This is a genomic window from Streptomyces sp. NPDC001027 (genome assembly GCF_040299045.1).
Taxonomy (GTDB): domain Bacteria; phylum Actinomycetota; class Actinomycetes; order Streptomycetales; family Streptomycetaceae; genus Streptomyces.
Window position 1 is genome coordinate 1 of the sequence record NZ_JBEPBI010000083.1, and the last position, 15,441, is coordinate 15,441.

13 protein-coding genes are annotated in these 15,441 nt (G+C 73.3%); 10 read left to right on the forward strand and 3 right to left on the reverse strand.

The annotated features are described in order from the left end of the window. Positions 1–38 precede the first annotated feature (38 nt). Positions 39–1,877 carry a pectate lyase-like domain-containing protein gene (locus tag ABT300_RS22595; RefSeq protein WP_351678582.1) on the reverse strand — a complete coding sequence of 613 codons (1,839 nt, stop codon included), beginning with the start codon at positions 1,875–1,877 and terminating at the stop codon, positions 39–41. Between the two features lie 426 nt (positions 1,878–2,303). Here ABT300_RS22595 and ABT300_RS22600 point away from each other — a divergent pair, with 426 nt between their 5' ends. The 4 genes from ABT300_RS22600 to ABT300_RS22615 all read left to right on the forward strand — a co-directional run bounded on the left by ABT300_RS22600 (position 2,304) and on the right by ABT300_RS22615 (position 6,892). Beyond that, the gene (locus ABT300_RS22600) at positions 2,304–3,623 is read left to right on the forward strand and encodes an ABC transporter substrate-binding protein (protein WP_351678584.1); all 1,320 of its coding nucleotides are present in this window, start codon (positions 2,304–2,306) and stop codon (positions 3,621–3,623) included. A 5-nt stretch (positions 3,624–3,628) separates the two neighbouring features. Then, the gene (locus ABT300_RS22605; protein ID WP_351678590.1) at positions 3,629–4,612 is read left to right on the forward strand and encodes a carbohydrate ABC transporter permease; all 984 of its coding nucleotides are present in this window, start codon (positions 3,629–3,631) and stop codon (positions 4,610–4,612) included. After that, complete coding sequence (locus ABT300_RS22610) at positions 4,602–5,459, forward strand: carbohydrate ABC transporter permease (protein WP_351678593.1); 858 nt, start codon at positions 4,602–4,604, stop codon at positions 5,457–5,459. Before ABT300_RS22605 ends, ABT300_RS22610 begins: the two co-directional genes overlap by 11 nt. A gap of 74 nt (positions 5,460–5,533) precedes the next feature. Then, positions 5,534–6,892 carry a GH1 family beta-glucosidase gene (locus ABT300_RS22615; protein WP_351678595.1) on the forward strand — a complete coding sequence of 453 codons (1,359 nt, stop codon included), beginning with the start codon at positions 5,534–5,536 and terminating at the stop codon, positions 6,890–6,892. Positions 6,893–6,997: 105 nt separating this feature from the next. On the opposite strand, the gene ABT300_RS22620 is transcribed toward ABT300_RS22615, so the two are convergent. Both ABT300_RS22620 and ABT300_RS22625 read right to left on the reverse strand, forming a co-directional pair. Then, positions 6,998–7,390, reverse strand: coding sequence for an SCO5389 family protein (locus tag ABT300_RS22620; protein WP_351678597.1), 393 nt, complete (start codon positions 7,388–7,390; stop codon positions 6,998–7,000). 112 nt (positions 7,391–7,502) lie between these two features. Further along, positions 7,503–8,453: an ATP-binding protein gene (locus ABT300_RS22625; RefSeq protein WP_351678600.1), complete on the reverse strand. Its 951-nt coding sequence runs from the start codon at positions 8,451–8,453 to the stop codon at positions 7,503–7,505. Between the two features lie 128 nt (positions 8,454–8,581). Between ABT300_RS22625 and ABT300_RS22630 the strand changes: the two genes are divergently transcribed. From ABT300_RS22630 to ABT300_RS22655, 6 genes are all read left to right on the forward strand, one after another. Further along, on the forward strand, positions 8,582–9,199 hold the full coding sequence (locus ABT300_RS22630; protein WP_351678603.1) for a GNAT family N-acetyltransferase: 618 nt from the start codon (positions 8,582–8,584) through the stop codon (positions 9,197–9,199). A gap of 4 nt (positions 9,200–9,203) precedes the next feature. After that, a complete protein-coding gene (locus ABT300_RS22635) occupies positions 9,204–10,790 on the forward strand; it encodes an ABC transporter substrate-binding protein (RefSeq protein ID WP_351678606.1) in 1,587 nt (528 codons plus the stop codon). A gap of 4 nt (positions 10,791–10,794) precedes the next feature. After that, positions 10,795–12,630, forward strand: coding sequence for an ABC transporter permease subunit (locus tag ABT300_RS22640; RefSeq protein WP_351678608.1), 1,836 nt, complete (start codon positions 10,795–10,797; stop codon positions 12,628–12,630). Further along, positions 12,627–13,856, forward strand: coding sequence for an MDR family MFS transporter (locus ABT300_RS22645; RefSeq protein WP_351678611.1), 1,230 nt, complete (start codon positions 12,627–12,629; stop codon positions 13,854–13,856). The genes ABT300_RS22640 and ABT300_RS22645 overlap by 4 nt, the downstream gene beginning before the upstream one ends. A 50-nt stretch (positions 13,857–13,906) precedes the next feature. Next, positions 13,907–14,506 (forward strand): hypothetical protein, encoded by a 600-nt coding sequence (locus tag ABT300_RS22650; protein WP_351678614.1) that lies wholly within the window; start codon positions 13,907–13,909, stop codon positions 14,504–14,506. A gap of 130 nt (positions 14,507–14,636) precedes the next feature. Next, a complete protein-coding gene (locus ABT300_RS22655) occupies positions 14,637–15,437 on the forward strand; it encodes a YcnI family protein (RefSeq protein ID WP_502977980.1) in 801 nt (266 codons plus the stop codon). Positions 15,438–15,441 lie beyond the last annotated feature (4 nt).

Sequence of the window (15,441 nt, forward strand, 5' to 3'; positions counted from 1 at the left end):
CCGCGAACCGACCGGGTTCGCGGCACGCGCCGGTTCCGTCAGGGATACGAGACCACCGTGGACGGCACCGTCGAGGTGCCGGACGTCGGCGCGCCGAGGTCGTTGATCACGTGCTCGTACTGGCCCTGGCCGCCGAGCGAGACCACCAGGAGGTCGTGGAACTTCACGCCCGGCGCCTGCGGGGCGGCGAAGCCGTGATGCTGGACGATCGTGGGGTCGACGTTGTAGAAGCAGTAACTGCCGAGGCCCCAGCCCTCGTGCGCGGTGACGTCGTCGCCGACCTTGTAGGCGGCGTAGCCCTTGAGCGCGCCGTTCTGGATCGCCGCCTGGTTCGGGGCGTCGTACGCCTTCTCGTTCTGGAAGAAGATCGTGCGGCCGCGCTGGCCGTGCCACTGCACGTCGTACTTGTTGAAGTGCTCCACGAACAGGCCCGTCGCCAGCACGTCGTCGCCGTTGACGACGACTCCGTAGTCGGCCCGGTTGGTCTCCCAGCCGACGCCCTCGCCGTGGTCGGCGCGCCAGACCCAGGTGTGGTCGACGATCGTGTGCCGGCTGTTGATCACCATGCTGGTCGTGGCCTTGCCGGCGCCCGCCCCGCCGATCCTGATGAACACGTCCTGCACCGTGGTCGGGTTGGCGCGGTGGTCGCGCCGCGCTCCCGGCGGACCGACCTCCAGCAGGGTCTTGGAGTTGACCGGACCGGCGTCGACGAGGAAGCCCGCCAGCCGCACGCCGTCGACGTCGGCGACCTTCATCGCCGTGACGCCGTCGTCGGGGATGAGCGTCGCGTAACCGAGGCCGAGGACGACGGTGTCCGCGCGGTTCACCCGGATCGGCTGGTCGAGGTGGTAGACGCCCGGCGTGAGCAGCAGATGCAGGCCCTGGTCGAGGGCCTGGTTGAGGGTGGCGGCGGAGACGCCGGGCCTGGCCACGTAGAACCGCGACAGGGGCAGCGAACTGCCGCGCGGGGCGCCGCGACCCCAGGACACGCCGCGTGCGCCGGTGCGCTTGGCGGGCAGGAACACGCGGTAGCCGCCGCGGTCGACGTACAGGAACGGCTTCTCCCGTGAGACGGGGGTCGTCTCGAGCGTGGTGTAGGGCGGGCTGGGGAAGCTCTGTGCGGGGGCGCCCTCGACGCCCGAGAAGACCATGTTCCACACGCCGTTGAGCCAGCTGCCGATCGCGCTGTCGCGGGTGTACCACTGCTGCTGCGAGTAGGGGCCGATCTCGCCTTCGATCCGGCTGTCGGCGATATAGCCGCCGCTGGCCCAACCGAAGCCCGACGGGGCGAGGTTGAGGCCGCCGTGGACGTGCATGCGGCGGAACGGGGCGGCCTGGGCGACCGCCCACCGGTTGACGCCGCCGGCCGGGACGAGCGCGAGGTTCTCCGCCGAACGCCAGAAGTTCTGCGTGGCGTTGCCGCCGAACCAGCCCGCGTCCACGGTCACGTCGCCGTTGACGGTGGTGTCGTCGGGGGAGAGGCCGAGGCCGGCGATGGAGGTGTAGAAGCCGAGCTGGGCGTTGAGTCCGTGGTAGACGCCGGGCTTGAACAGCAGTGCGTAGCGTCCGGTGCCGAACTGGGCCGACTCCTGCCGCCGGAACACCTCGTCCAGCCGGGCCTGGATGTCGGGGGTCGACGGGTCGAAGACGAGGACGTTCGGGCCGAGATCGCCGCCGCCCGGCAGGGCGCACCGACGCCTGCCGCGCGAGGCGCCGGTCGACGAGGCTTCGAGCGGAGCCGCGGACGCCGGGGCGGCAGAGGCGGGCGCCGCGGCCAGTGCGGTGAGCGCGGGGGCGGCCGCGGCGGTGGCGGCGGCCGCGAGCACGGCTCTGCGGCGTACGGCGGGGGTGTCCGACGGCGGCTGGGCGTGGGGCATGGCGGCTCTCCTCGGTGACGGCCGCTCACGGGAGCGGCTGACTAAAGGAAGTGAACGGTCATCTGCTTGAGAGCGCTCTCTCAGCGCTGAATGCTTCAACTGTCGGAGCGTGTGCGTCAAGTGGTGCGACCTCAGTTGTCCGTGCCGGGGTGTGGCCGGCGGGTGGCCGGTGTGTGCCGGGGCGGGCCCGAGTGTGCCGGGGGCGCGTGCCGGCGTGCCCGAGCGTGCCTGGGGGCGCGTGCCGGCCGCCAGGGCGACGTGCCCGAGGGGGCCGGGGCTGCGTGTCGAGGTGTGCCGGCCCGCGCTGCGGGTGCGTGCCGGAGTGTGTCCGGGGGTGCCGGGGAGTGTCGGAACTCTTGACGTGAGCGCGTTCCGAGGTTTAACTCACGTCCTAAATTAAGCCCTGATGACACCGGGAGCCGACCCATGCGCACCATTCGAGCCGCGGCCGCAGGAGCCGTCGTCATGTCACTCGCCCTCGCGACCACGGCCTGCGGCGGCGGGAGCTCGACGGACGGCGGGGGATCCGACGACTCGCCGAAGACCTTGACGTACTGGGCCTCCAACCAGGGCGCGAGCATCGAGGTGGACAAGAAGGTCCTCCAGCCGGAACTCGACAAGTTCGAGAAGCAGACCGGCATCAAGGTGAAGCTGGAGGTCGTCCCCTGGTCGGACCTGCTCAACCGGATCCTCACCGCGACCACGTCCGGTCAGGGCCCCGACGTCCTCAACATCGGCAACACCTGGTCGGCCTCGCTCCAGGCCACGGGCGCGCTGCTGCCCTGGAACGAGGCGAACCTCGCGAAGATCGGGGGCAAGGACCGCTTCGTGGCCTCCGCGCTCGGCTCGACCGGCGCGCCGGGGCGGGACCCGGCCGCGGTGCCGCTGTACTCGATGGCGTACGCCCTGTACTACAACAAGCAGATCTTCGCCGACGCCGGCATCGCACAACCCCCGGCCACCTGGGACGAGTTGGTGGCCGACGGCAAGAAGATCCAGGCGAAGGGCAAGCAGGTCCTCGGCGCCGAGGGCGCGAACGTCGCGGAGAACGTCCACCACGTGTTCGTGTTCGCCAAGCAGCACGGCGCGGACTTCTTCACCGCCGCCGGCAAGCCCGACTTCACCTCGGACGGCGTGGTCTCGGCGGTCCAGCAGTACGTCGGCCTGATGGCGAAGGACAGGGTCGTCCCGCAGGGCAACGCCGAGTACGCGCAGAACCAGTCCGTCAGCGACTTCGCCAAGGGGAGGACGGCGATGCTGCTGTGGCAGTCCGCGTCCGCCAACCTCGCGTCCCAGGGCATGAGCGCGGACGCGTACGGCATCGCCCCGGTGCCCGTGCAGTCCGGATCGCCGGGCGCCGGCGCCCAGGTCAACTCGATGGTCGCGGGCATCAACCTGGCGGTCTTCAAGAACACGGACAACCTCGACGGCGCGACGAAGTTCGTGAAGTTCATGACCGGCGACGAGGAGCAGAAGATCCTCAACACGGCCTACAGCACCATCCCGCCCGTCGCCTCCGCCCAGTCGGACGCCGCCTTCGACTCCCCCGCGAACGCGGTCCTCAAGGACACCCTCGCCAAGAGCGCCGTCGCGCTGCCCCAGGTCGCCGACGAGTCCCAGTTCGAGACGGCGGTCGGCACGGCCGTCAAGGAACTGTTCGCCGACGCGGCCGCCGGCCGCGCGGTCACCGCCGAGTCGGTGAAGGCCAGGCTCGCCAAGGCGCAGCAGCAGATGCCGGCGAAGTGAGCCCGATGACCACCACCGTCGAGGTCGGGAAACCTCCCGTACGCTCCGACGACGGCGGGGCCCGGCGACCGCGCCCCGGCCGCCTCCGCCGCGTCGGACTGCCCTACCTGCTGCTTCTGCCCGCCCTGATCCTCGAACTCCTCGTCCACCTTGTGCCGATGGTGATCGGCATCGTGATGAGCTTCAAGGAACTCACCCAGTTCTACATCCGCGACTGGGGCACGGCCCCCTGGTCCGGCCTCGGCAACTACCGGGTGTCGGTGGACTTCGACGCCCCCGTCGGCGAGGCGCTGCTCCACTCGTTCCTCGTCACCGTCGGCTTCACCCTGCTGTCGGTCGGCCTGTGCTGGGTCGTCGGCACGGCGGCGGCGGTCTTCATGCAGGACGCCTTCCGCGGCCGCGGACTTCTGCGGGCGCTGTTCCTGGTGCCGTACGCACTGCCGCTCTACGCGGCCGTGATCACCTGGGTCTTCATGTTCCAGCACGACAACGGCCTGGTGAACCACGTCCTGCACGACCAGCTGCACCTCACCGACAAGCCGTCCTTCTGGCTCATCGGGGACAACAGCTTCTACGCGCTGCTCACCGTGTCGGTGTGGAAGGGCTGGCCGTTCGCCTTCCTCATCGTGATGGCCGGCCTGCAGAACATCCCGCGCGAACTGTACGAGGCCGCAGCGCTCGACGGCGCCGGGATGTGGCAGCAGCTCCGCCGCATCACCCTGCCGTCCCTGAGCCCGGTCAACCAGGTGCTGGTGCTGGTGCTGTTCCTGTGGACGTTCAACGACTTCAACACCCCCTACGTCCTGTTCGGCAGGGCCGCCCCGGAGGCCGCGGACCTCATCTCGGTCCACATCTACCAAGCGTCCTTCGTCACCTGGAACTTCGGCACGGGCTCGGCGATGTCGGTCCTGCTGCTGCTCTTCCTGCTGGCCGTGACGGGCGTCTACCTCGCCCTCACCTCGCGACGGAGGTCGTCCCGTGCGCGGTGACTCACCGACGGCGCCGCCGCGTTCCTTCCTCTGGTCCCGGCGGATCTTCCTCACCCTGCTCACCGGCTTCGTGCTGCTGCCGGTGTACGTCATGGTCTCGAGCTCGCTCAAACCGCTCGCGGACGTCACGGGCGGGTTCCGCTGGCTGCCCAGCGATCTGACCGTCCGCCCGTACATCGACATCTGGACGACCGTCCCGCTCGCCCGGTACTTCGTGAACTCGCTGATCGTCGCGGGCGCGGCGACGGTCTGCTCGGTGGTGATCGCCGTGTTCAGCGCGTACGCGGTGAGCCGCTACGAGTTCCGGGGCAAACGGGTCTTCACGGTCACCGTGCTGTCCACGCAGATGTTCCCCGGCATCCTCTTCCTCCTCCCGCTGTTCCTGCTCTACGTCAACATCGGCGACGCCACCGGGATCGCGCTGTTCGGCTCGCGGGGCGGGCTGATCCTCACGTATCTGACGTTCTCGCTGCCCTTCTCCATCTGGATGCTGATCGGGTACTTCGACTCGGTGCCGCGCGACCTCGACGAGGCCGCCCTGGTCGACGGCTGCGGGCCGCTCGGCGCGCTGGTGCGGATCGTGGCGCCGGCCGCGATCCCCGGCATCGTCGCCGTCGCCGTCTACGCCTTCATGACCGCCTGGGGCGAGGTGCTGTTCGCCTCCGTCATGACCGACGACACCACCCGCACGCTCGCCGTCGGACTCCAGGGCTACTCCACCCTGAACGACGTGTACTGGAACCAGATCATGGCCGCCTCGCTCGTCGTCAGCGTGCCCGTGGTCGCCGGGTTCCTGCTGCTCCAGCGCTATCTGGTCGCCGGACTGACGGCAGGCGCCGTCAAGTGACCTCTTCCGCACCCACCGCACCCACCGCCTCCTCCGCACCCACCGCACCCACCGCATCCTCCGAAGGGACTTCCGTGACCATCGACCTCGCCGCACTCCCGCACGACTTCCTGTGGGGCACGGCCACGGCGGCGTACCAGATCGAGGGAGCCGTGGCCGAGGACGGACGTGCGCCGTCGATCTGGGACACCTTCTCCCACACCCCCGGCAAGGTCGCGAACGACGACAACGGCGACGTCGCCTGCGACCACTACCACCGCTGGCGCGAGGACATCGCGTTGATGCGCCAACTGGGCGCGGACGCATACCGGTTGTCCATCGCCTGGCCGCGGGTGGTGCCGGGCGGCGACGGACCGGCCAACGCCAGGGGCCTCGCCTTCTACGACCAGGTGATCGACGGGCTGCTGGAGGCGGGCATCACGCCGTCGGTCACCCTCTACCACTGGGACCTCCCGCAGGTCCTCCAGGACCGGGGCGGCTGGCCCGAGCGGGCGACCGCCGAGCACTTCGCCGCGTACGCCTCCGTCGTGGCCGAACGCCTCGGCGACCGCGTCACCCACTGGGCCACTCTCAACGAGCCCCTGTGCTCGGCCTGGATCGGACATCTCGAAGGCACGATGGCCCCCGGCCTCAAGGATCTGACGGCGGCCGTCCGCGCCTCGTACCACCTGCTCCTCGGCCACGGCCTCGCCGCCCAGGCGATCCGCGCCGCCGCCCCCGGCTCCCAGGTCGGCATCGTCAACAACCTCTCCACGATCCACCCCGCCACCGACCGCCCCGAGGACGTCGCCGCCGCCCTCCGCATGGACGGCCACACCAACCGCTGGTGGCTCGACCCGATCCACGGCCGCGGCTTCCCGGCCGACATGCGCGAGGTGTACGGCGTCGAACTGCCCGAACGAGAGGGCGACTTGGCGACCATCGCAGCGCCGCTGGACTGGCTGGGCCTGAACTACTACTTCCCGCAGACCGTCGCCGAAGACCCCACCGGCCCGGCGCCCCGGGTCAGCACGGTCCGCAGGCCCGGCGTCCCGCGCACCGGCATGGACTGGGAGGTCGACGCGAGCGGCCTCGAGGAACTGCTGCTGCGCCTCACCGACGAGTACGGGGCGCGCAAGCTGTACGTCACCGAGAACGGCTCCGCGTTCGACGACGTCGTCCGTCCCGACGGCACGGTGGACGATCCGCAACGCCAGGACTACCTGGTGAGGCACCTGGCCGCCTGCGCCTCCGCCGCCCGCAAAGGGGCCCCGCTGGCCGGCTACTTCGCCTGGTCGCTGCTGGACAACTTCGAGTGGGCGTACGGCTACGACAAGCGCTTCGGCCTCGTCCACGTCGACTACGCCACCCAGACCCGCACCGTCAAGGGCGCCGGCCACCGCTACGCGGACATCATCCGCAGCCACCGGGAGCGGGGGCGGAAGGCGGCCTGAGACAGGACGCTGAGGGCACGGAGGACGCTGAGGGCACGGCGGACCCGGTGGACACGGGGGAGGGGGCTCGTGTCCACCGGGCGCCTGTGTCCAGGGCCTCGGGGGTCAGCAGTCCCGCAGTTCCGCCGACTGGTTGAGGATCTGGGCGCGCTGGGAGGTGAAGCGGGTGTGGGTGGCGCCGCCTCGGGCTCCCGGGCGGAAGGCCGCGACGCGGTGGCAGTTCTGGAAGGCCAGGGTGATGTCGAAGTGGCGTTCCAGGCTGCCGCGGATCGCGTCGCTGGCGAGGGCGCGCAGCAGCTGGCCGCGCTCCTGCTCGGAGGCCGGCGGCGTCTGGTTGTCGGCGAACTCGGCGATGCCGCCGTGGAGTCGGGTGGCCAGGTCGGAGACGAGACCGTAGGCGTAGGGGAGGGACGTGCGGATCGTGTCCACGAAGTCCTCCTCGCGGACGGCGCCGGACTCGGCCTGGGCGAGGAGCTTCGGGGAGACGTCGAGAGACATGGGTGTCCTGGTTTCTGCGTGGGTCTGCCTGTGGGGCTGGTGTGTGCGGGTGCGGGTGCGGGTGCGGGTGCGGTGGCGGTGGCGGAGGGTGGAGGGTGGAGGAGCGGTGCGGTCAGGGGAGGGAGTGCGGGCCGGGGGTGAAGTCGGGGTCGATCTGGGACGCCAGGTCCTGGCCGGTCGCCTCGTTCGCCCAGGTGCGGGCGTTGCGCAGGTGGAAGTGGACGGCGTGGCGGTGCAGGGCGGGCCAGTCCTTCGGGCGGGCGTCGACCGTGTCGCGCAGGACGTCGAGGGCGTGCCGGTTGGGTTCCTCCAACTCGCCCTGCGGGTCGCCGCGTTCGGCCGAGCGGACCCAGGGGGAGAGGGCGAGGTGGGTGAGGAGGTCGTCGCCCACCTCCTCCTTGAGGAAGAGCAGGTCGTCCTCGCCGGTCACCTTGTTGCCGACCACGGCGAGGGGGATGTCGTACTCGCGGGCGTGGTCGCGGTACTGGCGGTAGACGGAGACGCCCCTGCGGGTGGGTTCGGCCACCAGGAACGTAATGTCGAAGCGGGCGAACAGGCCGGAGGCGAAGGCGTCGGCGCCCGCCGTCATGTCCATCACGAGGTACTCGCCGGGGCCGTCGGCCAGATGGCTCAGATAGAGCTCCACCGCGCCCAGCTTCGAGTGGTAACAGGCCACCCCCAGGTCGCTCTCGTCGAACGCGCCCGTCACCATGAGCGGCACGCCGCCCACGCGTCGCACGTGGCGGGAGTGCAGCTCGTCGTCGCCCAGCAGGCGCAGCAGCCGTGAACCGCGGCCCGGCGGCGTCGTCTTGACCATCGCCTCGCGGGAGGCGATCCGCGGATTGTCGCCGCGCAGCAGGTCCTTGACGTCGTCCAGGTGCGCGGCCAGCGGCGGGGCCGTGAACGGCGTCGCGCCGACCGGGTCCAGGGCATCGGACAGGTGCTGGTTGATGTCGCCGTCCACGGCGAGCACCGGTGCGCCGGAGAGCGCCAACCGCCGGGCGAAGAGGGCCGACAGGGTCGTCTTGCCGCTCCCGCCCTTCCCCACGAATGCGACGCGCATCACACCGCCTTGTTGAAAATGAATGTCATGTGGCTAGATTTAGGGGTGCCCCATGATCTCTGTCAAATCCAGGAGCGGTGAGTGATTCGGTGATCAACCTTGCTCCGCTTACTGCATATAATGTGCAAGTGCGTGACTACTGCATAAGGCCCGCGGGCCCCGAGGACCTCGACGGCGCCCGGGCCGTCATGCTGGACACCGTCTACCGGGACTTCGGCAGCGGATACGTGCCCCGCTGGCACCGCGACATCATCGATCCCGGCGCCGCCTACCTCACCCCCGACCGCCACACCCTGCTGGTCGCGGTCGCGGTCGCCGACGGCAGCGGCGGCGACGGGGGCATCGGGGGCGGGGGCGGCGAGGTCGTCGCCACCGCCGCACTCGACTCCCGCGGTCCCGCGCATCCGCCGAACCCCCGGCACGTCGCCGAGCGCTATCCCAGCGGCACGACCGCGCAGTTGCGCCGCGTCTACGTCCGCCCCGAGCACCGCCGACGCGGTCTCGCCCGCCGGCTGGTCGCCGAACTGCTCGCCTTCGCGGTCGCGGACGGCGGGTACCGCTCCGTCTATCTGCACACCGACCCCGCCGTCGAAGGCGCCGAGGCGTTCTGGCGATCGCTCGCCACCGTCGTGCACGACGAGCGGGAGGGGCCGGACGAAGGCCAGGCCATCGTGCACTTCGACGTCCCCTTCGACGCCCTCCTCCCCGCCTACCTCTCCCCCCGTCCCCGCACCACAGGCCGGTAACTCCATGCGCTTCGCCCGCCCCGTCCCGCTCGCCCCCCGCCCCGCTCCCGCCCCGCTCATTCCCGCGGCCCGCCACGCCTCCCCGCTCCGACGCCGCCCCCGGCTCCTCGCCGCCCTCTGTCTCGCGCCGCTGCTCACCGGCTGCTTCGCCGCATCCGGCGACGACGACGGCGACGGTGGTGAGCGGTCCGCCGCCGGGGGCGGGGCCCGGCTGCGCGTCGCCCTCGCCTTCCCGCCCGCGGAGAACCTCTCCCCGTACGGCGCCGACGCGACGATCCTCAGCAGGCTCGGCGTCACCGAGGGACTGACCGCCCTCGACGCCAACGGGGCCGCCGCCCCCGCGCTCGCCGCGTCGTGGCGCCGCGAGAACGACCGCAGTTGGCTGTTCACCCTGCGCGAGGCCGTCTTCCAGGACGGCACGGACGTCACCCCCGCCGCCGTCGCCGCGTCCCTCACCCGGGCCACCCTCGCGGCCCCGGCTCCGGCCGCCCTCACCGGCGTCGCCTTCACGGCGAAGGCGGAGGGCGGCACGAGCGTGCGCGTCACGACCGCGCGGCCCGACCCCGTCCTTCCCCTGCGGCTGTCCAGCCCCCAACTCGCCGTCCTGTCCCCGAAGGCGTACGCGAAGAAGGACGCCGTCGACCCGTCCGGCGCCGCCACCGGACCGTTCGAACTCACCGAGCGGAACGGGGCCGCCGCCGCGGTCCTCGACCGCTTCGACGACTACTGGGGCGGCCGGGCCCAGGCTCCCGGCGTCGACGTGCGGTTCATCGCCGACGGCGGCGCCCGCGCCAACGCCCTGCGCACCGGACAGGTCGACGTCGCCGAGGCGATACCCGTGGCCCAGGCCGCCGGCCTCGACGCGGACACCCGCCGCGAGACCGCCACGACCCGCACCACCAGCCTGCACCTCAACACCAGGTCGGGCGTCTTCAAGGACCCGGCGCTGCGCGCCGCCGCCCGGGCTGCCGTCGACGCCTCCGCCCTCGCCAAGGGCGTCTACGAAGGACACGCCGACGTCGGCGCGGGCATCTACGGCCCCGCCGTCACCTGGGCCGCGAGCAAGCGCGTCCAGCCCGCCGGACGAGCGAGGGCCGCTGCCCCCGGCGGCGCCTCCGTCACCCTCGCCACCTACGACAACCGGCCCGAACTCCCCGAAGTGGCCCAGGTGCTGAAGCAGCAGCTGGAGAAGGCCGGCTTCAGGGTGAAGCTGGAGGTGCGCGAGTACGCGCGGCTGGAGACCGACGCGCTCGCCGGGAAGTTCGACGCCTTCGTCGGAGCCCGCAACAGCCTTCTGGACACCGGCGACCCGGTGTCGCTCCTGGCGAGCGACTTCACCTGCGGCGGCGGCTACAACCTCTCGCTGCTCTGCGACAAGGGGGTCGACCGGGCCGTCGGCACGGCGCAGGCCGTCGCCGACACCGGCGGACGTCAGGACGCCGCCATGGCCGCCGAGGCCGCGGTGCTCCGCACCGACGCCGTCGTCCCGCTCGTCCACCAGCGCGTCGTCACCGGCGTCGACGAAGACGTCCGCGGTGTGCTGCTCGACCCCTACGAGCGCACCCTCGTCGGCGCCGGGACCCGGCGCTGACCGGATGAGGAGCAGGGTGGGCACGCTGCTGTGGCGTGCCGTGCTGGCCGCGCTGCTGGTGTGCGGGACCGGGCTGCTGCCGTGGATCTCGCACACCGACCCGGCGCTCACCGTGCTCAAGGCACAGTCCGCCGACCGGGACGCCACCCCTCAGGCGCTCGCCGACGTCCGTGCCCGACTCGGCCTGGACGAAGGTCCGTTGCACCTGCTCGGGCAGTGGCTGACGGGCCTGCCGCGCGGGGACGCCGGACGGTCCTGGATCTCCGGAGCACAGGTCACGCCCGATGTCCTCGCCGCACTGGGCGCGTCGCTGCTGCTGGTGACGGCGGCCCTGGCCGTCGCGCTGGCCACGGCCGCCGGCGTGTGCGCCCGCACCCTGCGCCTCGGCGCGCGAGGGGGCCTCGACGGCCGGCCCGCCGGCGGCTCCGGCTCCGCCGTGCTCGCGGCGCTGCCGGAGTTCCTCGTCGCCTCCGTCCTCGCCACGGTGGTCGGCGTGCACCTGGGGTGGCTGCCCGCCCTCGGCTGGTACGGCCCGCAGTGGACCGTGCTGCCCGCGCTCGCCCTCGGCCTGCCCGCCGGCGCCGTCCTCGGGCGGCTCCTCGACGACCAACTGCCCGCCGCCTTCGCCGAGCCCTGGGCGGTCGCCGCGGCCGCCCGAGGCGTGCCCGGCCCGAGGATCGCCCGCAAGGCGCTGCGCCGCTGCGTGCCCGGACTGCTGCCCAACCTCGGGCTGTTCCTGGTGGGACTGACCGGCGGATCCGTCGCCGTGGAGCAGATCTTCGACATCCCGGGGCTCGGCCGGACGACCCTGCAGGCCGCGATCGCCCAGGACCTGCCCGTCCTCCAGGCGGGCGTCCTCGTCCTCGTCGCGCTCGCGGCCGTCACCACCGCCGTGCTCCGCCTCGCCGCCCGGCGGCTCATCGGGCCCGCCTTGCGCGACGGAGCCCTGCGCGCCCTGCACCGGCCGGCGCCGCCCGCCCGGCGGATCCCGCCGCTGGCCCACGGCGGCGCGCTGCTCGCCGTCGTCCTGTGCGGTCTGCCCCGCGACCCGCTCGCCCTCGACACCGAGGTCCGCCTCCAACCACCTTCCGCAGCACACCCGTTCGGCACCGACGCGCTGGGGCGCGACGTCCTCGCCCGGGTCGCGCACGGCGCCCTCGACACGCTCGCGCTCGCCCTCGCGGTCAGCGCGATCGCGCTGGCGGCAGGTCTCCTGCTCGGGCTGCTGCCCCGGCTGTCCGGGCCGCTCGTCGACACGGTGAACGCCGTCCCGCCCGTCCTCGCCGCGCTCCTGGTCGCCGCCGTCCGGGGCGGCGGGGCCTGGACGCCCGTGCTCGCCGTGGCCGTCGTCGCCTGGGCGCCGCTCGCCGCGCACACCTCCGCGCTGCTGCGCGAGGAACGGGCGACCCTTCACCTCGCCGCCACCCGCGCCCTCGGCGCGGGACCCTGGCGTCTGCTCACCGGCGAGCTCCTGCCCGCCGTCGTGCCCCCGGTCGCCCGCCACGCCCTCCTGCGCCTGCCCGGCATCGCCCTCGCGCTGGCCGCCCTCGGCTTCCTCGGCCTCGGCGCGCAGCCGCCCTCCCCCGAATGGGGCCTGCTGCTCGCCGAGAATCAGCCCTACGCCGAACGCGCCCCCTGGGCCGTGCTCGCCCCCGCCGCCGTCCTCGCCCTGCTCGGCGCCCTGGCGGTGACGGCGGCAGGACTGCGGCCACGCCCGGGGCGACGCCGTGCGGCCGACGCCCACTTCGGCGCACGCCCTGGCGCGCCTTCCGATGAACGTTCCAGCCAACGCTCCGGTGAACGTGCCACGTCACGCGCCGAGTCGGTGGGCGCAGGATGACCCCGGTGCGGCTCGGCGCACGCCGTGAGACGAAGGCCGTGCCGCAACTTCCTGCTCTGCGACGGCTGCTGATCGTCACTCAGTTCGCTTTCAACGTCGGCTTCTTCGCGGTGCTGCCCTTTCTCGCCGAACACCTGGGCGACACGGTGGGCATGGCCGGCTGGCTGGTCGGGTTCGTGCTGGGACTGCGGACCTTCAGCCAGCAGGGGCTGTTCGTCGTCGGCGGGGCGCTCGCCGACCGTCACGGCGTACGGCCCGTCGTCCTCGCCGGGTGCGCGCTGCGCGTCGTCGGATTCGCCTGGCTCGGTTACGCGGAGCAGACCTGGTCGGTCGTCGCGGCGGTGATCCTCACCGGGTTCGCGGCCGCACTGTTCTCGCCCGCCGTCGAGTCCGAGGCCGCGCGGCAGGCCGTGCTGCACGAGGCGGCCGGCGGCGGGCCGCGTACCCGGGCGCTGGCCCTGTTCACGGTCGCAGGGCAGGCCGGGGCGTTCGTCGGACCGCTGCTCGGCGCGCTGCTCCTCGAGGTGGACTTCCGCGCGGTGTGCCTGGCCGGAGCCGGGGTCTTCGTGCTCGTGCTCGCCGGTCACGCCCGGCTGCTGCCGCGGCGCCTCCCCGGACGCCCGCGCGTCCGCGTGCGCGGCGGCGCGGGACCGCTGCTGCGCAACCGCCGCTTCCTCGCCCTGTGCTGCGCCTACGGCGCCTACCTCCTCGCCTACAACCAGCTCTACCTCGCCCTGCCCGCCGAGGTCGAGCGGGCGGCCGGCTCGCAGGCGCCGCTCGCCTGGCTGTTCGCGCTGTCGTCGCTGCTGGTCGTGACCGCCCAGTTGCCGGTCACCCGGTGGGCGGGGGAGCGGACCGGCCCGCGCCGGTCGATGGCCGCGGGACTCGCGCTGATCGCCGCCGGGTTCGCCGTCGTGGCCGCCGCCCTGCCCGCCGGCCGGACCGGCACGGCCGGGCTGCTGCCCGCGGCCGGATTCGTCGTGCTGCTCACCCTCGGCCAGATGCTCGTCGCGCCCGCCGCCCGCGCCTGGGCGCCCGACCTCGCCGAGGAGGGTCGGCTCGGTCTCTACACCGGGGCGCTGTCCTCCGTCTCCGGGCTGATCGTGCTGCTGGGCAGCGCGCTCACCGGCGCCCTCCTCGACGCCGGACTGCCGCCGGCCGTCCCCTGGCTGGCGCTCGCCGCCGTGCCGGCCGCCGCCGTGGTGCTGCTGCCGCGCCGCGGGTGAACACGCGGGCCGTGACCGACGTACCAGGTGGACGTGGCAGGATCCCCCCGATGAGTGCGTCCCCGGCCGTCCGGAGTCTGCGCGCCGCGGTGTTCGCCGCGGTGTGCGTGGCGCTGGCCGCCGCCGGACACGGACTCGCCACCGGCAGCCCGCCCCCGCCGTGGGCGGACGGCGCCGGCTTCCTGGCGGTCTTCGCCGCCGGGTGGCTGCTCGGCGCCCGCGAGCGCTCGCTGCCCGGGATCGGCGCGGCCACGCTCGCCGCACAGGCCGGCCTGCACGTCGCCTTCGGCGCCGCCTCGTCCCGGGCGGCCGCGCGCACCATGCCCGCGATGCCCATGACGTCCGCGCACGCCCTGCACCTGCACGCCCACGCGACGGCCGCGACCCCGCACGCCGCGGCGGCCCACGTCCTCGCCGCGATCGTCGCCTCCCGGTGGCTGCGGCGCGGGGAGGCCGCCCTGTGGTCGCTGCTGCGCTGGGCGGCGGCCTTCCTGCCGGGCCTCGCCGCATGGTGGCGGGGCGCCCGTGTGCCGCTGCCCGTCCCCTCGATCCCGGCCGCCGCCCCGGCTCCCGGCCCCGCACGGCCCTCGCGGCTCCGCCACGCCGTGAGCCGACGAGGCCCTCCCGCCCCGGTCCCGTACGCGATCTGACCCCGGGCCGGCCCGAGCCGGACCCACACCCTTCCTGTACGGAGATCACCTGTCCATGTCCTCGACACCCATGTCCTCGACACCCATGTCCCCGGCGTCCATGTCCTCGACGTCCATGTCCTCGACACCCATGCGCCCGGAGGCCGTCTCCCCGGCGTCCGGGTCCGCAAGCCGCCCCGTCCTGCGCCGCCCCGTCCTGCGCCGCGCCGGCGTCGGGGCCGTGCTCGCCGCCGCCGCGGTCCTCGCCGCCGCGGGCGCCGCCTCCGCGCACGTCACCGTGCACCCCGAGAGCTACGTCCGGGGCGCTACCGACGGCGTGCTCACCTTCCGGGTCCCCAACGAGGAGGACACCGCGAGCACCACCGAGGTGCAGGTCTTCCTGCCCACCGACCACCCCGTGCTCGGGGTGCTGGTCCACCCGCAGGACGGCTGGACCGCGAAGGTGACCACCACCCGGCTCAAGACGCCCGTCAAGACCGACGACGGCACGATCACCGAGGCCGCCTCCGAGATCACCTGGACCGGCGGGAAGATCGGCGCCGGCCAGTACGAGGACTTCGACGTCGCCTTCGGGCAGCTCCCCGACGACACGGGCCGGCTGACCTTCAAGACCCTGCAGACCTACTCCGACGGCAGGACCGTCCGCTGGATCGAGGAGGCCGCGGCGGGAGCGGACGAGCCGGAGAACCCGGCGCCGGTGCTCGCGCTGACGCCGGCGGCCGGCGCCGGCGCTTCCGAGGCCCCCTCCGCCGCCGCGAAGAGCGCCGACGGCACGGGCGGCGCAGCGGCCGCCGGGACCGGCACGGCGCAGGCGGCAGACGCCGGCGACTCCACCGCGCGAGGGCTGGGCGCCGCCGGGCTGGCCGTCGGCGTCCTCGGCCTCGCGGCAGCCGCCTTCGCCGTCGTACGGACCCGCCCGAACCGCTCGTAACGGC